This window comes from Saccharothrix sp. NPDC042600 (assembly GCF_040647305.1).
Classification (GTDB): domain Bacteria; phylum Actinomycetota; class Actinomycetes; order Mycobacteriales; family Pseudonocardiaceae; genus Actinosynnema; species Actinosynnema mutabilis.
Genome location: NZ_JBEZBW010000009.1, coordinates 57,260 through 79,648 on the forward strand (window position 1 = coordinate 57,260; position 22,389 = coordinate 79,648).

The 22,389-nt window shown below is 67.8% G+C and carries 22 protein-coding genes; 14 read left to right on the plus strand and 8 right to left on the minus strand.

Annotated features, from left to right (window positions below):
- Positions 1-55 precede the first annotated feature (55 nt).
- Together AB0A74_RS09440 and AB0A74_RS09445 are read left to right on the plus strand one after the other, a co-directional pair.
- Positions 56-661, plus strand: a complete 606-nt coding sequence (locus AB0A74_RS09440; protein ID WP_358248358.1) for a TetR/AcrR family transcriptional regulator — start codon at positions 56-58, stop codon at positions 659-661.
- Entirely contained in the window at positions 661-1,752 is a 1,092-nt protein-coding gene (locus AB0A74_RS09445; RefSeq protein WP_358248359.1) for a P1 family peptidase, read from the plus strand. The genes AB0A74_RS09440 and AB0A74_RS09445 overlap by 1 nt, the downstream gene beginning before the upstream one ends.
- A 4-nt stretch (positions 1,753-1,756) precedes the next feature.
- On the opposite strand, the gene AB0A74_RS09450 is transcribed toward AB0A74_RS09445, so the two are convergent.
- Entirely contained in the window at positions 1,757-2,290 is a 534-nt protein-coding gene (locus AB0A74_RS09450) for a carboxymuconolactone decarboxylase family protein (RefSeq protein WP_358248360.1), read from the minus strand.
- Between the two features lie 30 nt (positions 2,291-2,320).
- Here AB0A74_RS09450 and AB0A74_RS09455 point away from each other — a divergent pair, with 30 nt between their 5' ends.
- Entirely contained in the window at positions 2,321-2,830 is a 510-nt protein-coding gene (locus tag AB0A74_RS09455) for a MarR family transcriptional regulator (RefSeq protein WP_358248361.1), read from the plus strand.
- A gap of 135 nt (positions 2,831-2,965) precedes the next feature.
- Here AB0A74_RS09455 and AB0A74_RS09460 read toward each other — a convergent pair whose 3' ends face one another.
- Positions 2,966-4,087, minus strand: coding sequence for a Gfo/Idh/MocA family oxidoreductase (locus AB0A74_RS09460; RefSeq protein ID WP_358248362.1), 1,122 nt, complete (start codon positions 4,085-4,087; stop codon positions 2,966-2,968).
- Positions 4,084-5,928 carry a glycoside hydrolase family 35 protein gene (locus AB0A74_RS09465; protein WP_358248363.1) on the minus strand — a complete coding sequence of 615 codons (1,845 nt, stop codon included), beginning with the start codon at positions 5,926-5,928 and terminating at the stop codon, positions 4,084-4,086. The genes AB0A74_RS09460 and AB0A74_RS09465 overlap by 4 nt, the downstream gene beginning before the upstream one ends.
- Positions 5,929-5,976: 48 nt before the next feature.
- Here AB0A74_RS09465 and AB0A74_RS09470 point away from each other — a divergent pair, with 48 nt between their 5' ends.
- Positions 5,977-6,744: a sugar phosphate isomerase/epimerase family protein gene (locus AB0A74_RS09470; protein ID WP_358248364.1), complete on the plus strand. Its 768-nt coding sequence runs from the start codon at positions 5,977-5,979 to the stop codon at positions 6,742-6,744.
- A gap of 219 nt (positions 6,745-6,963) precedes the next feature.
- Here AB0A74_RS09470 and AB0A74_RS09475 read toward each other — a convergent pair whose 3' ends face one another.
- Entirely contained in the window at positions 6,964-7,668 is a 705-nt protein-coding gene (locus AB0A74_RS09475; protein WP_358248365.1) for a zf-HC2 domain-containing protein, read from the minus strand.
- Positions 7,669-7,734: 66 nt separating this feature from the next.
- Between AB0A74_RS09475 and sigC the strand changes: the two genes are divergently transcribed.
- Entirely contained in the window at positions 7,735-8,286 is a 552-nt protein-coding gene (sigC, locus tag AB0A74_RS09480) for an RNA polymerase sigma factor SigC (protein ID WP_358248366.1), read from the plus strand.
- On the opposite strand, the gene AB0A74_RS09485 is transcribed toward sigC, so the two are convergent.
- The gene (locus AB0A74_RS09485) at positions 8,283-9,302 is read right to left on the minus strand and encodes a hypothetical protein (RefSeq protein ID WP_358248367.1); all 1,020 of its coding nucleotides are present in this window, start codon (positions 9,300-9,302) and stop codon (positions 8,283-8,285) included. The two genes, sigC and AB0A74_RS09485, sit on opposite strands and share 4 nt — an antisense overlap.
- Positions 9,303-9,437: 135 nt before the next feature.
- Between AB0A74_RS09485 and AB0A74_RS09490 the strand changes: the two genes are divergently transcribed.
- Together AB0A74_RS09490 and AB0A74_RS09495 are read left to right on the plus strand one after the other, a co-directional pair.
- Positions 9,438-10,427: a S8 family serine peptidase gene (locus AB0A74_RS09490; protein WP_358248368.1), complete on the plus strand. Its 990-nt coding sequence runs from the start codon at positions 9,438-9,440 to the stop codon at positions 10,425-10,427.
- A gap of 29 nt (positions 10,428-10,456) precedes the next feature.
- Positions 10,457-11,950, plus strand: coding sequence for a recombinase family protein (locus tag AB0A74_RS09495; RefSeq protein WP_358248369.1), 1,494 nt, complete (start codon positions 10,457-10,459; stop codon positions 11,948-11,950).
- Between the two features lie 371 nt (positions 11,951-12,321).
- Here AB0A74_RS09495 and AB0A74_RS09500 read toward each other — a convergent pair whose 3' ends face one another.
- Positions 12,322-13,857 carry a hypothetical protein gene (locus AB0A74_RS09500; RefSeq protein WP_358248370.1) on the minus strand — a complete coding sequence of 512 codons (1,536 nt, stop codon included), beginning with the start codon at positions 13,855-13,857 and terminating at the stop codon, positions 12,322-12,324.
- Positions 13,858-14,478: 621 nt separating this feature from the next.
- Between AB0A74_RS09500 and AB0A74_RS09505 the strand changes: the two genes are divergently transcribed.
- Positions 14,479-14,718, plus strand: a complete 240-nt coding sequence (locus AB0A74_RS09505) for a hypothetical protein (RefSeq protein WP_358248371.1) — start codon at positions 14,479-14,481, stop codon at positions 14,716-14,718.
- A 137-nt stretch (positions 14,719-14,855) separates the two neighbouring features.
- Here AB0A74_RS09505 and AB0A74_RS09510 read toward each other — a convergent pair whose 3' ends face one another.
- Positions 14,856-15,233 (minus strand): helix-turn-helix transcriptional regulator, encoded by a 378-nt coding sequence (locus AB0A74_RS09510; protein WP_358248372.1) that lies wholly within the window; start codon positions 15,231-15,233, stop codon positions 14,856-14,858.
- A gap of 358 nt (positions 15,234-15,591) precedes the next feature.
- Between AB0A74_RS09510 and AB0A74_RS09515 the strand changes: the two genes are divergently transcribed.
- The 4 genes from AB0A74_RS09515 (at position 15,592) to AB0A74_RS09530 (ending at position 19,587) form a co-directional block, all read left to right on the plus strand.
- Positions 15,592-17,877, plus strand: coding sequence for a type IV secretion system DNA-binding domain-containing protein (locus AB0A74_RS09515; RefSeq protein WP_358248373.1), 2,286 nt, complete (start codon positions 15,592-15,594; stop codon positions 17,875-17,877).
- 179 nt (positions 17,878-18,056) lie between these two features.
- Positions 18,057-18,875 carry a replication-relaxation family protein gene (locus AB0A74_RS09520; protein WP_358248428.1) on the plus strand — a complete coding sequence of 273 codons (819 nt, stop codon included), beginning with the start codon at positions 18,057-18,059 and terminating at the stop codon, positions 18,873-18,875.
- Between the two features lie 104 nt (positions 18,876-18,979).
- Positions 18,980-19,309, plus strand: a complete 330-nt coding sequence (locus tag AB0A74_RS09525; RefSeq protein ID WP_358248374.1) for a hypothetical protein — start codon at positions 18,980-18,982, stop codon at positions 19,307-19,309.
- Complete coding sequence (locus tag AB0A74_RS09530; protein ID WP_358248375.1) at positions 19,306-19,587, plus strand: hypothetical protein; 282 nt, start codon at positions 19,306-19,308, stop codon at positions 19,585-19,587. Before AB0A74_RS09525 ends, AB0A74_RS09530 begins: the two co-directional genes overlap by 4 nt.
- 42 nt (positions 19,588-19,629) lie before the next feature.
- Here AB0A74_RS09530 and AB0A74_RS09535 read toward each other — a convergent pair whose 3' ends face one another.
- Positions 19,630-20,313 carry a hypothetical protein gene (locus AB0A74_RS09535; protein WP_358248376.1) on the minus strand — a complete coding sequence of 228 codons (684 nt, stop codon included), beginning with the start codon at positions 20,311-20,313 and terminating at the stop codon, positions 19,630-19,632.
- A 303-nt stretch (positions 20,314-20,616) separates the two neighbouring features.
- Between AB0A74_RS09535 and AB0A74_RS09540 the strand changes: the two genes are divergently transcribed.
- Both AB0A74_RS09540 and AB0A74_RS09545 read left to right on the plus strand, forming a co-directional pair.
- Entirely contained in the window at positions 20,617-21,405 is a 789-nt protein-coding gene (locus tag AB0A74_RS09540; protein WP_358248377.1) for a hypothetical protein, read from the plus strand.
- A gap of 172 nt (positions 21,406-21,577) precedes the next feature.
- Positions 21,578-22,381: a hypothetical protein gene (locus tag AB0A74_RS09545; protein WP_358248378.1), complete on the plus strand. Its 804-nt coding sequence runs from the start codon at positions 21,578-21,580 to the stop codon at positions 22,379-22,381.
- The last annotated feature ends 8 nt before the right edge of the window (positions 22,382-22,389 follow it).

Sequence of the window (22,389 nt, forward strand, 5' to 3'; positions counted from 1 at the left end):
TAGTCCAGGCGAGATCGACTTGCATTCTTTGAAGATCACTTGAAGAATCGGTCGCATGCCGAGACCGAGTCGCGCCCACGAGAAGCGCGAGGAGTTGGTGGCCGCCGCCCGGCGGGCCGTGCTGGAGCGGGGCGTGCTGGACCTGCGCCTGCGCGACGTCGCGGACCGGGCCGAGATGTCCACCGGGTCGGTCCTGTACTACTTCCCGAACCTCGGCGACCTGCTGTTCGAGGTGCAGCGCGAGGCGATCGACCGCTTCTGCGTCGCCCGCGAGCAGGCCGCCCGCCGCGAACCGGACCCGCGCCGGCGACTGCTCACCACGATCCGCGCGGGCCTGCCGACCGGCCGCGACGACGAGTTGTGCGTGCTGGTCTACGAACTGGGCGCGTACGCCCGCCGCGACCCCGCCTACGCCGCCCAGCACATCCGGCTGTGCGAGCGGCAGGTCGCGCTGTACGCGGCGATCCTGGAAGCCGGCGCCGCGACGGGCGTGTTCGACCTGACCCGCGACGCCACCACGATCGCGCGCGGTCTGGTCGCCCTGGAGGACGGGCTGGGCCTGCACCTGACCCACGCCGTGCCGACGTTCACCGTCGCCGAGGCCGAGGCGATGCTGGTCGCCCACGCCTGCGACGCCACCCGATGCGACCTGGAGGCTTGATGCGCGCGCGTGACCTCGGACTGCGGCTGCCCGGCGAGACCGGACCGGACAACGCGATCACCGACGTGCCCGGCGTGCTGGTCGGGTACACGACGCTGGTGGCCGAGGACGTCCGGACGGGTGTGACCGCCGTCCTGCCGCGCGGGCGCGACGGGGTGGACGACCCGTGCGCGGCGGGCTGGTTCTCGTTGAACGGCAACGGGGAGATGACCGGCACCGCGTTGCTGTCCGAGACCGGCGCCCTGCGGCTGCCGGTGTTGATCACGAACACGCACGCGGTCGGCCCGTGCCACCGGGGTGTGATCGACTGGATGGCCCGGGAGCACCCCGGCGTCGCCGACCAGTGGCTGCTGCCGGTGGTCGCCGAGACGTGGGACGGGTACCTCAACGACATCAACGGTCCGCACGTCCGGCCGGAGCACGCGGTCGCCGCCATCGAGGCCGCCGCGCCCGGCCCGGTGGCGGAGGGCAACCTCGGTGGCGGCACCGGCATGAACTGCTACGCCTTCAAGGGCGGTAGCGGCACGTCGTCGCGGTTGGTGGGGTACGGGCCGGACACCTACACGGTGGGGGTGTTCGTGCAGGCCAACTTCGGGTCGCGGCGCGAGTTGACCGTGTGCGGGGTGCCGGTCGGGCAGTGGCTGACCGACGACAACCCCATCGAGGACTCGGACTGGAAGTTCCCGCCCGGCGCGGGGTCGGTGATCGTCGTCGTCGCCACGGACGCGCCGCTGCTGCCCGGCCAGTGCACGGCGTTGGCCCGCCGCGTCCCGCTGGGCCTGGCCCGGACGGGGACGACGGGCTCACACTTCTCCGGCGACATCTTCCTGGCTTTCTCCACCGGCAACGCGGGTGCGCTGACCCCGTCGGCCTTCCCGCAGGGCGCGCCGGGGTACGACACGCTCAAGCACGTGCCGTGGAACCGCATGGACGACTTCTTCGCCGCCGTCGTGTACGCGGTGGAGGAGGCGGTGCTCAACGCATTGGTGGCGGCGGAGACCACCGTTGGCCGGTTGGGTCGGCGTTCTCCCGCTCTGCCCGTCGACCGCCTGGCCGACCTGCTCTCCCCTTATCGCCACGCTTTCGCGTAGCGGGTCAGGCGAAGGAGGCCAGGGGAGGGTCGATGGGCGCGTCGGTGAGGCGGTTGGCGAAGGTGGACAGGGTGTAGACGCCGATGCCCATGACGACCTCCAGGGCGTTCTGCGCGGTGAAACCCCGTGCCACGAACCGTTCCAGGGCCTCGGGGGACACCGCGCCGGCCGTGTCGAGGACCTCGGTCGTGAACGTCCGGACCGCCTCCAGGCGCTCATCGTCCAACGGCTTGCCCTCGCGCAGCGCCGTGATGAGGGACCGGTCGGCGTTCAGGCCGACCAGCTTGGCGGTGTGCATCGCGACGCACAGGTGGCAGCCGTTGCGGGTGGCCACGGTCATGATCAGGACTTCGCGGGCCAGCGGGTCGAGGGTGGTCTGTTCGAACATGGCGCTGGTCTTCAGGAACGCCTCCAGGGCGTGCGGGGAGGTGGCCATGCGGGCGACCGCCGACGGCAGGTAGCCCAGCTTGGCGGTGGTGGCCTCCATGAGGCGGCGAGCGGTGGCGGGGGCGGTTTCCGGGGTGTGCTCGGCGAACATGCGCGTCCTTCACGGGGTAAACTCGACAACGTGGTTGACCAAAACGTAAACCAGGTTGTCGAGTTTGGCAAGGGCGATTCCGACGGGCTCGGCTTCGAGCTGCCGTTGCTGCTGTTCGCGGGCTTCCGGACGATCGTGGACCGGCTGCACGCCGAGCTGGCCCGCCAGGGTCACCCGGACGCCCGGCCCGCGCACGGGTTCGCCCTGCAGGCCATCGGGGTGCGCGGCGCGTCGGCCAGCGAGGTCGGGCGGCGGCTGGGCGTGTCCAAGCAGGCGGCGGGCAAGACCGTGGACCGGCTGGAGGCGCTCGGGTACGTCCGGCGCGAGGACGACCCCGCCGACGCCCGCCGCAAGATCGTCCACCTGACGCCGCGCGGCCTGGACGTCCTCAACCGGTCCGCCGCGATCTTCGAGGAGATCCGCGCGGAGTGGGCCCGGGCCCTGGGCCCGCAACGGGTGCGGGACCTGGAGAGCGACCTGCGGACCATGGTCCCGGCGGCGTTCTTCCGGCTCGACGTGGCCGGGTGGTTCGGGGGGTGACCGGGCGGGGGCGGCCCGGTCACCCCGGTTGCCGGCCCGGTCACCCCGGTTGCCGGCCCGGTCATCCCGGTTGCCGCCCCGGTCATCCCGGTTGCCGGGCCGGTCCCCCGGTTGCCGGGCCGGTGACCCGGTTCCTCACAGCCGGACGGTCATGCCCTCCGCCGACGACCTCAGCGCCGCCTCGGCCACCGCCACCCCGCGCGCGCCGGAGTGCAGGTCGTGCGGGAACGGCTCGCCGTCCACCACGTGCCGCACGAAGCGTTCCCACTGCACCTTGAACCCGTTGTCCCACTCGCCGTTGTCGGGCACCTCGGTCCAGTCGTCGGTGAACCGCTCGGTCACCGGCAGGTCCGGGTTCCACACCGGCTTGGGCGTCGCGGACCGGTGCTGCGCCTTGCAGTTGCGCAGGCCGGCGACCGCGCTGCCGTGGGTGCCGTCCACCTGGAACTCCACCAGTTCCGTCCGGTCCACGCGCACGCACCACGACGAGTTGATCTGCGCGATCGTGCCGCCTTCCAGCGTGAACAGGCCGTAGGCGGCGTCGTCGGCCGTGGCGGCGTAGGGCGCGCCGGACTCGTCCCACCGCCGCGGGATGTGCGTGACGGCCTTGGCGGTGACGCTCTCGATGCGCCCGAACAGGTTCTCCAGCACGTACGCCCAGTGCGGGAACATGTCCATGACGATGCCGCCGCCGTCCTCGGCCCGGTAGTTCCACGACGGCCGCTGCGCGCCCTGCCAGTCGCCCTCGAACACCCAGTACCCGAACTCGCCGCGCACGCTGAGCACCCGTCCGAAGAACCCGCTGTCGAGCAGGCGCTTGAGCTTGAGCAGACCGGGCAGGAACAGCTTGTCCTGCACGACGCCGTGCTTCACGCCCGCCTTGTCGGCCAGCTGCGCCAGTTCCACGGCGTCCGCCTGGGTCTCGGCGGTGGGCTTCTCGGTGTAGATGTGCTTGCCGGCCTCGATGGCGCGCCTGATGGCGTCGGCGCGGGCGGTGGTGGCCTGGGCGTCGAAGTAGACGTCGGCGTCGGAGAGCGCGGAGTCCAGGTCGGTGGTCCAGCGCGCGATGCCGTGGCGGGCGGCCAGTTCCGCGAGTTTCTCGGCGCTGCGCCCGACCAGGATCGGCTCGACCTCGACGCGCCCGCCGCCGCTGAGCGGGACGCCGCCCTGGTCGCGGATGGCGAGGATCGACCGGGTGAGGTGCTGGCGGTAGCCCATGCGTCCGGTCACGCCGTTCATCGCTACGCGCAACGTCATCGTGGATCTCCTTCGAGGATGGGGTGAGGGCTGACGGTGACCGAACGCGGGCTCGCGTCGGGGTGCAGTTCGAGGACGACGATCTCGTTGTCGCCCTTGTACAGCAGGGGTTCGGGGACGTAGAGGGTCCTTTGTGGACCGATGTGCCAGTAGCGGCCGAGGCAGGAGCCGTTGACCCACACGACGCCCTTGGTGAAGCCGGCCATGTCGAGGTAGGCGTCTCGCGGGTCGTTGGTCGTGAGGGTGCCGCCGAGGAACAGCGGCCCGTACGCGCGGTCGCCACTGGTTCCGCCGCCACTGGTTCCGCCGCCAGTGGTTCCGTCGTCGGTGTTCCGGTCGTCGGTGTTCCAGGGGAGGTCGGGGAGTTCGTCCAGCGGGATCGGGGTGGTTGCCCAGCCGTGGAGGTGTTGGCGCTCGTGCAGGACGCCGCCGACGATCCCCTTGTGCTCGCCCAGCAGCGGCCCGTAGTTGATCCGGCCCATCGCTTCCACGAGCAGTTCGACGGTCACCCCGCCGGGGATGTCGGTGGTCTCGACGGCTTGGGGGTCGGCGGCTCGCGAGTAGGTCGCCTGGTGGGTGCCATCGACGTAGAGCTGGGCGCGGTCGCGGAGGTCGCGCAGGCGGAGGGGGAGGGGTGGGCGTGGGCCGGGGACGGTGGTGCGGTGGAGCAGGAAGCCTTGGTGCTGCCCGACTTGTTCGAATGTGGGGATGTGCGGCGATTGGATCGTGGGATTGTTGAACACTTCGAACAGCCGCACGGACCGCGTGAGGGGGACGGTTTGCGCGGGCAGGGTGGGTGGCGCTGCTTCCGACGCGGTTGAGGTGGGCGCGGTTGAGGTGGGCGTGGTCGGTGGGGGCGGCAGTGGGGCGTAGCGGCCGATCACCTCGCGGAAGGCCCAGTACTTCGGGGTCGGGTTGCCGGCCTCATCCATCGGTGCGTCGTAGTCGTACGAGGTGACCGTCGGCCGGTACGCGCCGTCGTGCACCTCACCGCCCGCGTTCGCGCCCGCCCAGAAGCCGAAGTTCGTCCCGCCGTGCGCCATGTAGAGGTTCACCGACGCCCCCGCCGCCAGCACCTCGTCCAGTGCCGCGGCGGCGTCCTCCGGAGCGCGGACCACGTGCCGGTCGCCCCAGTGGTCGAACCAGCCGTCCCAGAACTCCATGCAGAACAACGGGTCCCGCGGTCGGTGCCGGCGCAGCTCGCCGAACTGGCCCGCCGCGTCGCTGCCGAAGTTCACCGTCGCCAGCGCCCCGTCGACCATCCCGCCGGTCAGGAACAGCGCCTCGCCGCCGTCCGACGTGAACAGCGGCACGTCGATCCCGCGTCGCACCAAGCCGTCGCGCAGGTGCGCCAGGTACGCCCGGTCCGAGCCGTAGGAGCCGTACTCGTTCTCCACCTGCACCAGCACGACGTTCCCGCCCCGCGTCACCTGCCGCGCCGCCACCTCGGGGATCAGCACGTCGAACCAGGCGTCGACGTCGGCCAGGAAGTCCGGGTGCGCGCACCGCGGCGGCCCGGACAGCCACCACGGCAGCCCGCCGTTCTCCCACTCAGCGCAGATGTACGGGCCGGGCCGCACGATCGCGTCCAACCCCGCCGCGGCGGCCAGGTCCAGGAACGAGCCCAGGGCGTCCAGGTCGCGGTACCGGCCGCGCCGGGGCTCGTGCAGGTTCCACGGCACGTACGTCTCGACCGTGTTCAACCCCATCGCGCGCAACACCGACAGCCGTCGCGGCCACTGCGCCCGGTGGCTGCGGAAGTAGTGCAGCGCGCCGGACAGCACGCGGTGCGGCCGTCCGTCGCGCACGAACTGCCCGTCCTCGACGGTGAACGCGGTCATGACCCCTGCCCTTGACAAAGTGCGGAAAGCGCTTTCACGATGCGGCGCGTGGAACCCAGGCGCATGGCCCTCAGCACGCTAGGAACCCCCGACCGGTCGCTGGCCGACGCGGCTCGGCTCGCCGCCGACGCCGGCTGTGCCGGCCTGGAGATCCGCGTGCACGGCGAGGTGCACCCCGACATGGACCACCGGGCCGCCCGCGCGGCCCTCGCGGACGCGGGGGTGGAGGCCGCCTGCCTCGCCGGTTACGCCAAGGTGTGCGCGCCCGGTCCGGACGAGCCGGTGGTGGCCGAACTGCGCGCGCTCATCGGCCTCGCCGCCCGCTTGGGCGCGCCCAATGTCCGCGTCTTCCCCGGCGGTGACGCCCCGGCCGGTCCGCGCATCGCGGCCGTGCTCCCGGACCTGCGCGCGGCGGGCGTGCGACTGCTCGTGGAAACCCACGACACCCGCCCGACCGGAGTCGAAGCGGTGCGCTTGGTGCGGCCGTTCGAAGACCCCGATCGGGTGGCGGTGCTGTGGGACGCGCTGCACCCGTGGCGACACGGCGAGACCCCGGCCGACACCCGCGCCGCACTCGGCCCGTACCTGGCGTACTTCCAGGTCAAAGACGCGGTGAGCGCGACCGACACCACCCCCGTGCCACCCGGCGAAGGCACCGTCCCGCTCGGGGAATGCGCGGACGCGCTGGCCGACTGGACGGGCTGGGTGTCCCTTGAATGGGAGAAGCCCTGGTACCCCGGACTCGGCCCGGTCGACGCACCGCTGCGCGCGGCCGTCGAGTGGTTCCAGCAGTACGCGCACCGGTCCTCCGCCTGATCTCGACTGGGAGGATCGTTCGTTCGAGCGAAGGTCAAGTCAATCAGCAACCGATCAACCGATCGGAAACGAACAGGCCGCCGCGCGCCGCCCACCCCCTGGGGCCACCGCCCTCGCACCGGCCGTGGCTTGGCCCGGACCCGTCACGCGGCTGGTCGTCGCCGCACCGCTTGCGGCCGGCCGGGACTCGCCGCACCGCTTGTGGCCGGCCCGGACCCGTCACGCGGCTGGTCGTCGTCCCACCGGGCGCAGGTGTGGGCGTCGGGGTGGGTCCGAGCGTGCCGCGTCGCCCGGGAGGTCCGGTGTGTCCGGCAGGTCCGGTGTGTGCGGTGGGTGGCCGGCGGCGCGTCCGCCGTCCGGGTCGCGCCGGCCCCGGTGCACCACCACCAGCAGCAACAACCCGAGCAACACGATCGCGTGCGAGGTGACCCGTCCGACCGACACGACACCGCCCACGAGATCCCGGAACGAGTAGACGCCCACGACCACGACGAAACCCGCCACGACCGGCAGCATCCCCGACGTGGCGCGCGGGCGCAGCGCCGTCCACAGCAGGCCCAGGCCCAGGGCCAGGTTCCACGCGGTGCTCTCGTTGAACAGGTGTCCCGCGCCGTGCGCGGCGGCCGGGTTCGCGCCGAGCAGTTGCGACAGGCCCAGCGTGAGCTGCGCGACGGCCACCCCGGCCAGGCCCAGCCTCGGGTACCAGCCGCGGGTCGGCACCCGCGCCAGCACGGCGTCGGTCAGGTCGGGCACGGCCGCCACCGGGCGCAGGCGCAGCGCCCGGGTCAGCGTGGCGGCGTGGTCCGACCAGGCGCGGCACGCCGGGCAGCCGGACAGGTGCAGGTCTACGGTCGCGGCCGGCACCGGCTCCTCCTCGCCGTCCAGCCGCGCCGACAACGCCTCCCGGCAGGTCTCGCAGTCCACAACCACCTTTGTCGTCCGCGGGGACGCGGAAGTTCCCGGGGGTGGCCGTGGTCTAGCCTCGGTGCCGTGTCGATCAAACGCGACGACGACGCGGTGACGGCCCTGGCGATGGCGGCGGGCGGCGGTGACCGGGCCGCGTTGGAGCGGTTCGTCCGGGCCACCCAGCGGGACGTGTGGCGCCTGGTCGCCCACCTGACCGACCCGGGTCGCGCCGACGACCTGACGCAGGAGGTCTACCTGCGGGCGCTGCGCACGCTGCCGGCCTTCGAGGGCCGTTCGTCGGCCCGGACGTGGCTGCTGTCGATCGCCCGCCGCACGGTCGTGGACCACCTGCGCGCGGCTGGCGCCCGACCCGCGATCGCGTGGGCGGTGGACGTGCGCGACGCCTCCGACGCCCGCCGCCCCACCACCGGCTTCGAGGACGTGGTGGAGCTGAACGTGCTGCTCGCGGGCCTGGCCCCGGAACGCCGGGAGGCACTGCTGCTGACCCAGGTGCTGGGCCTGTCGTACGCGGAGGTCGCCGAGGTCTGCGGCTGCCCGGTCGGCACGATCCGCTCCCGGGTGGCGCGTGCGCGCGAGGACCTGATGCGCGCCGAGAACGCCGAACGCACCGGCTAGCGCCGCACCCGCCACAACACCGCGCGGTTGCCCTCCTGGCCGACCACGACGCCGAAGTCGTTCAGCCCCACCGGGAAGCCCTCGCCCAGCCACACCACCCGGCCGGCGCGCCACAGGAACGCCCGGGACCCGCTCCACCCCACCACGTCCCCGGAGTCGGACACGGCCACCGCGCCCGACGGCGCGGGCACGTCCAGCACGACCGCCAGACCGTCGCGCCACAGCGTCGCCCGGTCACCGGTCCGCCCGACGACGTCCCCCCGCTCGTTGACCGCCTGCTTCGACGACGACACGGCCCCCGCCCCGCCGGGCAGCACGGTCACCGCGTCACCGGCCCACCGCAGCGGCCGGTCGCCCCGGTTGCCCACGACGACGCCGGACTCGTTGGCCGCGGTGACGGAATAGCCGCCGGTCCCGGGCGCGTCGGCCAGGCGCGAGCAGGAGGTGCCGGAGCACTTGAACGCGTACACGTCACTGCCGAACATCGGCAGCTTCGACCCGGCCACCAGCCCGCCGTCGGTGATCACCCCGACGCTCAGGTGCGACCCGGACTCGCTGAGGCCCTGCACCGAGCCCCGCCACACCGCCGCCACCTCCTGGTGGTAGCCGTACGGCGAGGTCGAGTAGGTCATCGGCACCGCGCCGGACGCGTTGATCGCCGACGCCACCACGTACCCGGCCCCGCCCGGCGTGATGTCGGTCGTGACGCCCTCGTGCCAGATCCGCGGGTGCCGCGCGTACGGGCCGGTGTCCCCGCGCTCCAGCCGCAGCACCTGGTCGCGCCGGTTGAGCGCGACGGCGTCGCCGGGGCCCGCGTCCAGGACGCCGCCGTGCCGCCACAGCACCGCGCGCCGCCCGTCCGGGCCGGTGCTGGTGCCCGCGACGTGCCCCCACCCGTTGACCGCGACCGCCTCGGTGGCGGTGTGGCCGGGCAGGGCGGGCAGGTGGGTGATCCGGACGCTGTCGGTGGTGGCCGGCGCGGTCAGGGTCGCGGCCAGCAGCAGGGGGACCAGCATGATCCCGACGCTAGCGGCGGGCCGGGCGCGACGGCTTCTGCCGGACAGCGCAACCCGATAGCGCTCTGCGGTGTCTTGGTCACCGAGGGGAGTGGCGGCCGTTGAGGTGCCGTCACGTGTCCGGGGAGTGATTCCATGACCCGAAGGAGAACACCGCTCCTGCTCGCGGGGGTGGTGGCGGCGTCGGTCCTGACGACCGCCGGGGCGCAAGCGCAGCAGCCGCCGCTCGACACCGGCTCAGCCGGCTCGGAGGGCACGGTCACGCTGATCACGGGGGACCGCGTCGAGGTGCGCGGGGGACGGGCGCGGGTCAGGCCGGGGCCCGGCCGCGCGGACGTGACCTTCCACCAGGTCCGCGACGAGCGCGGCCACCTGCACGTGCTGCCCTCCGACACCGCCGCCGACGTGCGCGGCGGGCGGCTGGACGGGCGGCTGTTCGACGTCACCGGCCTGATCCGGGCCGGCTACGACGACCGGTCCAGCCCGGTCACCCCGCTGATCGTCACCGGCGGCCTGGTCGCGGGCGAGCCGTTGACCAGTGTCGGCGGGCACGCGCTGGAGGTGCCCAAGGACACCGCGTTCTGGTCCGGCGCCCGCGCGGCCGGCGTGGACCGGGTGTGGCTGGACGGACCGGTCACCGCGACGCTGGACCGCAGCGTCCCGCAGGTCGGCGCGCCCGAGGCGTGGCAGGCCGGGCACACCGGCGCCGGCGCGACGGTCGCCGTCCTGGACACCGGCGTGGACGCGACCCACCCGGACCTCGCGGGCGCGGTCGTGGCGGCCAGGAACTTCAGCCGCAGCGACACCACCGACGACAACTTCGGCCACGGCACGCACGTCGCCGCCACCATCACCGGCGCGGGGAAGTACCAGGGCGTCGCGCCGGACAGCAAGCTGTTGTCCGGCAAGGTGCTCGACGACTTCGGCGGCGGCCGGGAGTCCGACATCATCGCCGGGATGGAGTGGGCGGCCGGCGCGGGCGCGGACGTGGTCAACATGAGCCTGGGCAGCCCGTGGCCGTCCGACGGCACCGACGTGCTGTCCTTGGCGCTGAACAAGATCACCGCCGACACGGGGGCGCTGTTCGTGGTCTCGTCGAGTGATTACTTATCCACCCATTACTGATATAATTGATCACGTAATGGGGATTCGCCATGCGAGTTGGATATGAACGGCTATCCAAAGACCGCTCCCTACGAGGCATCAACGTCGAGATCCAACGTGAGGAGATCGACGAATACGCACTCGCTACCGGTGAGCCTATCGGCCGGCACTTCTGCGACAACGACACGAGCGCGTCGGAGTTCGCCGTCAAGCCACGCAAGGACTACCTCGAATTGATCGCGCTCATCAAGCAGGACGCGGTCACCGAGGTGATCGTGACCGAGATCCCCCGTCTCGGCCGCCAGACGGAAGTTGCCCAGGAGCTGATCCGGCTCAGCAAGGCCACCCGCCTCCAGTACATCTCCACCACGGACGGCGCACGCTACGACCTGCACACGCCGCGGGGACGCAAGAGCCTGCGGGACGCCATCAGCGACGCTGAGTTTGAGTCAGACCAGAGTTCCGCCCGGCAGCATCGCAAGAAGAACAAGCAGGCCGAACAGGGCAAGTACCACGGCGGCCAACGCGCCTACGGCTACGAAGGCGCCATCCGCGATGTCGACGAGATCCTCCTCAACCCGGGCAAAGTCGGGCGGGCGTTGGTGCCGCACGAGGTGGCCATCATCAAGGAGTGCGTCGCCCGCATCATCGCCGGCGAGCGGCAGACCGACCTGGTCCGCGACCTGAACCAGCGTGGCATCACCACTGCTGAAGGCGGCAAGTGGCGCAATGGCAACCTGCGGCGGGTGCTCACCAAGAAGAAGCATGTTCAATGGGGCGATACCGAGCACGGCACTCGGTCACACCACGGCAAGGAGTACGAGGGCCGCTGGCCGTACATCATCACGGCCGAAGAACACAGCGCGATGCTGGCAGCGCTGCGACTGAAGGCCATCAACACCAAGCGAGGCATGATCAAGGGCCGCCAGTACCTGCTCAGCGGCATCGTCCGCTGCGGCAAGTGCGGTCAGGCGATGTACGGCAACGGACGCGGCCGGGAGAACGGGGTGTACCAGCGGCGCTACGTCTGCAAGCGCCACGACAACCACGGTGACGTCGTGGGCTGTGGCAACGTCCGGCGTGGGGCCGACCCCGTGGACCTGCTGGTGAAGCAGCAGGTCATCTACCGCTTCGACAGTCCCGCGGTGGCCGAGGCCCTCGCGCCAAAGGCTGACGCCGCCGAGGTCAAGGAGCTGCTAGAGCTGCACACCAGGCAGACCGTGCACCTCCAGAGCCTGGCTGCCGACTACGGCATCGGGCTGTTGACGCGCGAAGAGCTGGTCGTCGCCAAGGCAGCCGCGCAGCAGGCCCTAAGTAATACTGTCAGGGCGTTGGCTAGGTTCCAGGCCCACAAGACCGCCGCAGCCGTGCCTGCCGGCCAGACGCTGGCCGAGGTGTGGGACCAGGCCAGCATCGAGTGGAAGCGCAACGTCATCCTGCTGCTGGTCGACCACATCGTGATCATGCCGAGCCACCCTGGCGGCCAGACCTGGAACGGCTGGCGGTTCGATCTGGACAAGGTCAGGATCGTCTGGCGAGTGTGACGAGGCGCACCAACGCTTGGATGACCTGCGGATCCTTCACTCTGACAGGAACACCGCTAGCCTTGGTTGATTTTCGCACTGATGCAACTACCTTATCACTCACAATGACACTCTCGTGAACTACTTCCATGTAAGCACATAACTAGCATCTTTTCAATCTCAAGTGATCGGCCACACCAGTAGCACTAGTCAGATTACTAATTCGCACCGTTCGATAGCCGCCATCAAGCCCCGCCTCGCCGTAGAGGGGTGCACGAGCTCTCCGGTCACCCAGTCCGATGAACCAGAGCCGAAACGCCATCTTTCAACCCGCACTGAGCCGACTCGCCCAGCCCCAGCCCGCCGAACACTTAACGTCTTCCGTCATCACACTACTCGTCGACAGATGGAGGCGAGCGCTTTATAATCGCCCATCTCGCAAAGCCAACCAGGAGAGCAAACAGTATTAGCACACCGAGGACAATAGCTATAGAAACTAGCCGATCAGGCGCAAACTTTCGAATGAATAGCACTCCCGCAGACACCCACAGAAGCACCTGAGCATAGCCTATGATGCGATGCGAACGCTGATTTATGCTGCTAACCAGCGTTGATGGCTCTCGCACAAGCAGGAACGCTGCGGCGATCGACACTGGAATGAATATTGCAGATACAACAGGGGCGGCAGTGCGAAGATTTACTTCATCGGAGGCGTCGGGGCTACCAGCGTCCGGCCACCACCGTACGAGGTAGGTCAGCATGGCCAATGCAGACCCAACTGACAATAGCAGTATAAATCTGGTAACCGCCCGTCTAAGCGGAGTTGGCCGAATAGGGATGTAGAGCTTGCGGAATTCTTCACCCCCCACACCGCGACGCTGCGGCATTACCACCCTCAGCGACATAATCTCCGGCGTGATCCGCACCCTGCCCGTAGTGAACACCCCCGAAGGCTCCCTCTTTCCCGTATCTGACCTGTGTCTCCACTCTTTCTGAAGCTGCAAGTGAGGGTCGTCAACTCGAATAACCACATGATTTGAACGGGCATCTCCAACGACTATATGTTCCTTCACATAGGTGCGAAATCCAGGATTGTCGATCTCGCGCGTGGATCGACGATACCTATGTATCGTAAGTTCGGTCTTTCGCACAGTCTTAATCATGAAGCTCCGATCGACAGGAACTTCGCAGTCCGCGATAGCATTCCAATACAGTCCGCAGCGGCCGTAGGCGCGAAGTATTCTGGAAGCTTCATCCTCATTGTCTTCAGTCGCCGCTCTAATCGTGCTGACGAAATCGTGCAGCGCATCGAGGTGAGCGTCTACATCGGCAGCGTTACGAGCATTGAGCCAACTCATGATCAGCAGAGGATTCGTCGCTCCGCTGAACTCGTAAAAGGGTGTCCGATCGCCTATAGCGTCACGGATACCGTCAATCCTCCGCGAGAAACGCTCCTCAACCCACGCGCGACTGATACCGAGACCCTGCAGCGTCAGACCAAGGTACTCTGTAGTAAGTTCGATCTCCTGGGCCCGAGTTAGTTCATCGCTCGTTGTCAGACTCGTCCGCAGCTTCGTAAGCCAAAGCGGTGGCTGAAAAGCACAGACTGCGGTCAGCGCACGTACGACAGCCTGCGCATTATCGCCGGAAAACAGGCGCTCCGACACAGCCCACTGTACGACAGCAAATGCTTGCCATTCTGACTGCACTCGACTATCGAGAAGTGTTGCAGGCTTTCCAGCGACCGTAACGTCGAAGTCAAGCAGCAACTTCTTCTCAACGGATCCAATAGGAAGACTCAGAAGAACGGTGGGACGGTTTCCTGCACGTTCTAGTGTGACAGACTCAAGAATAGACTTGAGAGCGCCCACCTGAACTGATCGACGATGTTCTCCCCAGAGTTCGCTCGACAAATTGACTTGCTCCACAGCTCGTAGCCGCCACGCCGCAGGAGCCGTCAGTAGGTTAAATAGTACACTCAAGTCCGTACGAAGATCCCATGGTGGAACAGGAGCGGTGAGTAGAACCATCTGTTGCGACTGTCGGGCAGTCTCGACATGTTGCCGCGCCGGACCCTCCTCAGAATCGGACGTGCGGCTTGGCGCCGCATCCGGCTTAGGCGAGTCCGGAGGTTCGCCAGTGGCCCGAGGACGCTGATGTTCATGGTTCATGGCCGCCTCCGTCGTTACGGCAATGCGTGTGCCCGAGCTGTGAAGCGACGTGACCGTCAGGATCGCGGGTTTCTGCCCGGTGGCGATCACTTGACAGCCGATCGCCTTCCGCCTGTTTCTTGGCGTGGAACCCAGGGGAAGTTCCACCACCACCACCACCACCACCTTGCCGATCGAGGAGACTGCTCTAGTCATGACCGGTGCAAGCCTTCAGGGACGCCGTCGCCCGATCGAGGGACGATTATCTACACGGAGTTATCGAACCATTGCGTTCTGTAATCGAAGTGTTAAGATGATCTTATGACCGTTGAAAAAAATGAGGACCGACCAGAACCGCCATCCCACAGCTGCGTGACGCGCGTTACACTTAGCCTAGCCGTGGTGCTGCAGCACCACCCCGGCCTGCATGGGGAGAAGGTGGCAACGATGACCGAGCCCCAGGTCATGCCGACGACAGAGGTGCAAACGGACGAGAACACTCGGGACTGGGTTGGCCCCTTGAAGAACCCAATTATCGAGAGCGTATCGGATGATTACGAAATCCACCGAGATTCGCTACAGGACGTGAAGTTGAGCGATCTCGATGACCATGGACACTGGCTCGCCGAAGGAAGCTGAGCCACCCGCCTCTCTGCTTAGCAGGGAGGCGTTTTGCTCGCGAAAGCGCGAAGCCTCAATTGAGCGCGCATTCGATCGCGTGCCAGTCAATGCGAGACGCCTATAAAGCACTGCTCATCGCCACGCAGCCGCCCGGTCTAGCTGAATTTCTTCCGCTGGTTCAGAATAGCCCTGACACACTGCTGGACCGAGGCTGTCTCTGCGGAACTTAACCGCACGCCCTCATGGAGAGCCAACTCGCTCACCATGACCTTCTCCCAGCTGTCATGCCTGGTGCGATCCATCAGTACCGCGACGCGGTAATCGTCAGGGTCTTGGCCGAGTACCGTTGCTATCCTGACCAAAATTCGGTCTCTCGGATATTGAACGTGTCCTGCGCTCAGCTTCGTGATGTAGCTGCGATGGACCCCGCAGCGAGCCGCGAGTTCAGAGCGGTCAGCCACGCCAGAGTGCAGCAGCCCTCGCTCAATGAGCTTACCCACATGTGTGCTAGCAAGCACTATCGATCGCGGCACGTTGGAACTCCCATAACGCTATCAATCGTATCATTGCCATCAGATAAGTCAATCAATTTCCCCAGATAGGCAGTGGGATGCGGCGAGCAGGCGTTTAGTGCAATGCAAACCGCTTTCAAATTCGCCCGTCGCTCTATGCCTTTGAAGGCGACTTGAACATTTTCCTCTTGCATTAATCCGCGATCCGTGTTATAAACAATGATGTCGACCGATGGCCGAAGTGCTTTTTGGCCCTGGTTGTTGCTAAATCATTCAACAAAGTCAGGAGGCAGATGGGCGATGTACCTCTACATGTAGCAATACCGCGTTCACCGCAAACCCGCGCCAAGGACGGTGAGTGCCTGACCGGAGATCGGCCATGAGCTGGGATGCGCTGTCCCTCGTCATCATGAGCGGACTCGGCAGCGCCGGCGTCGCCCTCGTCTTCTACGTGCGTCACCGCGATCAACGCGCCCGTGACGCCAGTCGGGTCACCTACCGCGTGGAACTCCCGACGGAGCTAACCCTCGACATGGTGACGGCGTTCACCCGGAGCCTGACCACGCTGCGCCCACCAGCTGGCTCACTCCTCGGCCGCGACAGCGTGGTGTTCGAGGTCGTTCGCCGCGGTGGCACCACGCTCCAATGGCTCCGCGTACCGCAGCGCCGAGCAGCTCACGTCCTGGCGCAACTCCGCGGCCTTATACCGGGCGTCCGAGCCGAGCACGTCAAACAACCGGCGTTGCCGGAGTCCACTTGGGTCCGCGAACTCCAGCTGCCCATCATCGGGAAGCCGCTCCGCACCGACCAGGCCGAGTCCTTCGCCTCCAGCCTGTTGCATGCCGCCGCGACGACCACTCTGGATGAAGGGCTGGTCTACCAGCTGGTGGTCTATCCCTTGGGAACCTCAGCCAGCCTGCCGACCAACCAACCGCAGGGTGCCACAATCGGGCCGCGGTGGTGGCAAACGTTCACCCGCACATTGGCGCTGGTACTGCCACAGCCGCCGCGCGACGTTCGTCCGGCATCCGAGCAGCGGATGAAGCTAAGCGAACCCCTGTTCGGCGTGGCCCTACGCATCGGTGCCCGCGCCGGTCATCTCAGCCGCAGCCGGCAGCTGGTCAGTCAGATCATCGGCTCGGTGCACCAGCTCGACCGGCCCGGTGCCGCCTTCATCACCCGGCACCTGTCCCAGTGGCGAGCCGTCCGGCGGCTGAGGCGTGCCACCACCCCCATTACGCGGGCGCCGGTCTACGTCAACGCCCGCGAATTGGCCACGCTCCTGGTCTGGCTGGCCGGTGCCAACGTGCCGAATCTGGCCCGCGCCACCGGACGCGACTTCCCACCGGCCCGCGAGCTGCCGTCTGACGGGTTCGTCCTCGGCCGGGCAACCTACCCCGGTCTCGAACGGCCCATCGCCGTCTCCCGCGCCGACGCTCTCATGCACACGCTCGTGACTGGCCCGACCGGCTCCGGTAAGTCCACGCTGCTGCTCAATCGCATGAAGCAGACCGTCGACGCCGGGCACGGCCTGATCCTGATCGACCCGGGCGGTGATCTGGCAACCGATCTCATCAACTGCCTGCCAGCCCACCGCACGAACGACCTGATCTACCTCAACCCAGCCGATGAACAGGCCGTCGCGCTCAACCCGCTGGCCTGCGCCCTGGAGGACGCCGAACTGGTCGCCGACCAGATGCTCGAACTCATCCGCGACCGGTCCGACTCCTGGGGTGTCCAGATCGACGAAACGCTCAAGGCCACCCTCGTCCTACTGGCGGCTAGCCCTGACATGACGCTGACGGAGATCCCGGCGGTTCTCCTCAACGCGAGCTTCCGTGCCCGCCTCCTGTCCCAGCTTGACCCGGTATTCGCCCCCACGGTGGGAGAGTTCTTTGCCCGCTACGAATCCCGGAGCCAGCCGCAACAGGCCCAGGACGCTGCCGCCGTCCTCAACAAGGTCTCCCCCTTGCTGGACCGGCGCCCCATCCGCGCCATGCTCGGCCAAGCCCACCCAACCTGGAGCATGCGCAGCGCCATTGACGAGGGCAAGATCCTGGTTGTCTCGCTGCCCAGTGGCGTGGTCGGTCCGGTCGCAGCTGACCTCATCGGCGGCATGGTGGCGCAGATGGCCTGGAACGCTGCCCTGGGACGAGCCAGCCTCCTGCGCCAGTCCCGCCGACCCGTCAGCCTCGTCATCGACGAGTTGCCGCGGTTCGTCCGTGGCGGGGTCGGCCTGACGGACCTCCTCGCCCGCGCCCGGTCGCACGACCTTGATCTCACCGCTGCGGTCCAGCACCTTGGCCAGGTCGATGCCCAACTGCGCGCCGCCCTGCTTAGCGAGGCCCGCAACAAGGTCATCTTCCAGCCTGCCGCCGACGACGCCCAACTGCTGGCCCGACACCTGCTCGGAGCCCGGCCGGAAGACCTGCTCGGTCTGGCTCCGCGGACGGCCTTCGCCTCGCTCGTCGCGGGTGGCCGGGTCAGTCCGCCCGTCACCATCGCAACCTTTCCACCGCCCCAGGCCACCGGTTTCGGTGACGCCGCCCGAGCAGCGTCGAGGGCGCAGTATGGCCGTGACCGCGGTGAGGTCGAGCAGGCCATTCAGGACCGTCGCCGCACGGGCGGGATGCCCGGTCCCCGGCGGACCCGCCGGCTGTCATGACGACGCCGCTCTGTCCGCAACCCTGTCCCCTCGTGGTCTGAGCTGTTGCGCGTTTTGCGCTTGGCAGGGCCGAAAACGGCGATCTGTGCGTACGACTCTCCAGCTCATCCGGCTGGTCTTCACTGCCGTCTCCTGCCGCTGTGCTCGCTCACGTTCATGGCTTAACCGGAGAACTCGAAATGTCTCACCACCGCCGTCTGACCGGCTCCCGGCTAGCGCTCCTCAGCGATCGCCTCACCACACGGGATCGTCAGGTGCTGCGGAGTCTCGCCACGATGCACGCTGCGACGACGGACCAGGTGGCGCGCTGCGTCTTCCCTCGGGCACCATCCGCTCTGCGCCTGGCCCGCCGGCACCTCCACCGCCTCGACACGTCAGGATTAGTGCACCGCTTCGCCGACCGGTCCCGCGATCGTTTGGTTGGCACACCCGGCCACGTCTACGCCCTGACGAACGCCGGTCTGCGGCTGGCTGGTGGTCACCACGCCCTGGGCCATCGGCAGCGCCACGCTTGGCGCCCCACCCCCACCTTCCTGGTCCACCGGCTGGCCATCTCGGAGCTGTTCGCCCGGCTGAGTGAGCAGCAGGCCAGCGGCGGCCCCATCGTGCGGGAGTTCCTGGCCGAACCGGACGCCTGGCGGTCCTACCTGGGGCCGGCCGGTGAGCAGTTGGTGTTGCGCCCGGATGCGCTCGTGCGACTGGCGCTGCCGGACGGCCACGAGAACTCGTGGTTCATCGAGGTAGACCGTGACACGGAGACCCGGCCCGCCACCATCGCCGCCAAGTGCCGGGCCTACCAACGCTACGAGGCGAGCGGTCACGAACAGCGCCGCCATGGAGTCTTTCCCGGCGTGGCCTTCATCGTGCCGAGCGCCGCCCGCGCCGCCCAGGTCCATGCCGTCATCGTCCGGCAGCCACCCGAGGTCCAGCCCTTGTTCCACGTCATGCGCGACGACCAGGTCTTGGCCGCCCTGGCTGAACTTGAGCCGACGTTCTGACTGCGTGCTCACTTCCCCTGCGCCAGTCCCGCAACTACGAACCAGGCGTACCCCTGCCCCACCGCCGAGGAGCCGCCTATCAACCAATCCCGAAGGAGTTACCCATGTCTCACCCCCAGCCCCTCAGTCCTGACGTCGTCCGCCTGAAGCGGGAGATCGCCCAAGCCGACGTGCACGGCCGGCCGATCAGCTGCCAGACCGCCCGCGAGCTAGCCAGCTGGTTCGCCGAGGCCCACGGCCCCGGCTTCCGCACGTTCCTCACCACCGGGCTTGTTACCAGCCAGCTCCACACCGAGCTGACGCGGCTGTACGACCAGCGGTCAGAGGAAGCCGGTCACTGGCTCGCCAACTTGGCCCGGTTTGTGCTCAGCCAACCCGTCGACTCGCAACCACGTCGACGCGCCCGGCGGGCAACCCCGGAGGACACGCGATGAACGGCACCACCATCACCGGCTACCTCTACGGGGACGACGCCCACTGTCCCACCTGCATCCACGACCTGTTCGTGCCCTTCGACCTGATCGCCGAGCCGGATCGATCGGCCGAAGACATCCTCGATTACGTGGCTCGTCAGCGCGACATCAACCGCCACGACCACGGTTCCTACAGCTCGTACGACTTTCCGGTGCCGCTGTATCTGAGCGACACCAGCACGGCCGATCATTGCGTCCTCTGTGGACAGCTCCTGCTCGAGCCCTCCACCGACCGTTAGCAACGGTTCGTTGCCTTGCCACGTCCGCTGGAGAAACGCCGATCAGTCGCTCGGGCGGGACAGCCGCAGCATCGCCTGGCAGGCGTGCTTGAGCTCCTCAGAGCGGTCGAACAGCTCCAGCAGCGTCGCGTCCCTTCCCAAGGTGTCGAGGAAGCGGTCGAGCAATGCTTCAACCGCGGACGGGAGTTTCACCGTCTCCGCCACGCCTCTGAGCATGATCCGCGCTGCGTCCACCGATTGGGATAGGTCCCGTGGCTCCGAGCCGTCCGGGTTGGAGGCGAACTGGTGGTCCAACACACGGTGGGTGCGGATCTCCACCACCAGTCGTCCAAGTAGGAACCACGCCAGCTCGTCCCGGTTGGCCTGCTGCTCAACCCGCCGCTGGAGGTGGTCCAACGCCCCGGTGTACGCCCTGATCGCCAGATCTTTGCCGTGCCGATCCGGAGGGGGCGGATCGACCAACTGGTGGCCGGTGGTCAGAACAGGGGCGAACTCCTCCCACGCCAGTCCGATGCCGGTCAACGCCTCGACCAGCTCGTCCCGAGCCGTGCGGCCTTCCTTGGACAGCGGCAGCAAGGACAACCGGTCGCCCATGTTCCAGCCGATGAGGAAATACCAAGGGCTGTTCGCTGCCCCGGTCAACGTCTGGGCTGACGAGGGAGGCGACGGCAGCAGGTTGATAGTTAGGTCTCCGCTGATGTAACCCGCTTGGACGAGGACCTGCATCTCGCCGCTAGCCACGTTGCGTACCGGTCCTGTCATGGAGCTCCCACCGCCGTACGGACATGCGAAGAGGCGACAACCTCACATCATCGCGGTGGCAGAACGCTATGACATTCCCGTGGAATCACATCCGCACTTTTCGGTGTTGACTGATTCGTCATCTGCACCGGCTCCGAGTGATGGAAGCGGTGCTGCGGCATCCAGACCAGCGACCACACCTGCGCTCTTTGTGGGACTAATCCCAGAGATGGCGTTGGCGTGGCCCAGCCGGGTCACGCTTCGCACCTTCACAGCAGGAGGCTGGTCATGCCCGACCAGACACTCACCACACCACCCACCACAGACCGACTCGGTGCCTTCACTTCACCGCTGGCTGTTCCAGCCGTTGTGCACCTGGACGGTGTCGACATCGTCGTGCTCACCGCCACCGGTCGGACCGACGTGTCGGTCTGGGCAGCTGGCGCAGTGTGCCACTTGCCCGCTGGCACTCCGGTCGTGCCGGTGACCGATCCAGCACGGCAAGGCACGGTGCTGCGTCTCGCCCTCGCTTCGCTCAACCGGCTGCGTCAGCAGGCCGAGGAGGCGCTTTGGACGCAGCGAAACCACCACATGTCCACTCTGGACGAAGTCCGCTCATACGCTATCGAGGCGCACGTGGCGGGTGACATCTGCCGTGACGGTCTCAACGCGTTCCTCTGCGCCTTCAATATGACGGAGTACCGGCCCCGGGTCCGCGTCGCCTACACACTGGGCGGCACCTTCACCGTGACCGCCCAGCGAGACGACCATGTGATCGCTAACGCGGTTGACGTCCTCCGGCCCGATTTCGCCGAGGTCGACGACGTCGAATCTGCCACCGCCGAGCACGAGATCATGCTCCGCCTCGTCACACCCACCACGCTCGAGGATGGCTGCGGTGGCTTCACCGTCACCTACGCCATCAACGGCAGCTATGTGGTCGATCACGACGACCCCGACGAGGCCGAGACCGACTGTGTCGGCTACCTCCGGCCCGACCTGAACGGCATCGAAGGTCTGGTGCCCGACACGGCCAGCTTCACCGTCGAATCGGTTACCACCGACTACGACGACTAGCCACTCCTTAAAGCCCCAGGGTTCTCGCCTTGCGAGAACCCTGGGCACCTTCTCTCTCGCTGCGCGGACCGCCCTTGGGCGATGTCACGCCCGCGTCCTCGTTCCGCTCGTTCGCGAGGGCACCGGCGTGGCCTCAGCCGAGGCCACGTCCGCCACCAGAGAGAGCACCGTCATGAACGAGCCGATGACTCCCCGCCCGCTCGGGGAGTTCGCCACTGATGAGTTTCCTCGGCCCGCCGTCGTCAATCTGCACGACGCCGACGCCGTCGTGCTCGGTCTGGCCACGGCCGACACCGCCTGGGTGTGGCACGACGGCACGACCAGCACCCATCCGGCCACCACACCGGTGTCCGAAGTCTCCAGTCCGAATCGTTGCCAGCTGGCTATCCGCCAGGCGCTGTTGGGTCTCAACCACCAACGCGTCCGTGCGCTCCAACAGTGCGCTGAGACGGAGGAGGGGCTAGCCCGCACGCTGCAAGCGATCCGCGCCTACGTGATCACCAAGTACCACGAAGGCATCATCAGCTGGGACAGGCTCAACGAGTTTCTGACCGACTTCGACCTGCGCCCTTACGAGCCGTACCTGCGCATGCAGTTTCGGCTAACAGGCAGCTTTGAGGTCGCCAGCGCCGACACCACGGCTGCTCAGGCGTCCGCGGCCACGGCTCTCACGGTCGCTGGCGCGGGCGGGATCTCTGAGCTCGTGCCGGAGTCATTCACCTACCGAGTTGCCGTCACCGACGTCACCATCCGGCGGCCGGAGATCACCACCCTGCGCGTGCATGTCGGTTTTGACATCACGGGCCAGGCGGTGATCCGCAGCCCCTTTCGCACGCGGGCTCACAACGAGGCCAAGCGTCTGCTCGCCCCGGACCTGTCCCGAGTGCCAGCAGTCGTGCCGGATTCGCTGATCTGCGACCTCCAGGTCGCGCTCGAACTGGGTGACGACGACGCCCCTGGACCTGCGGAGTCGTAAGGCACCTC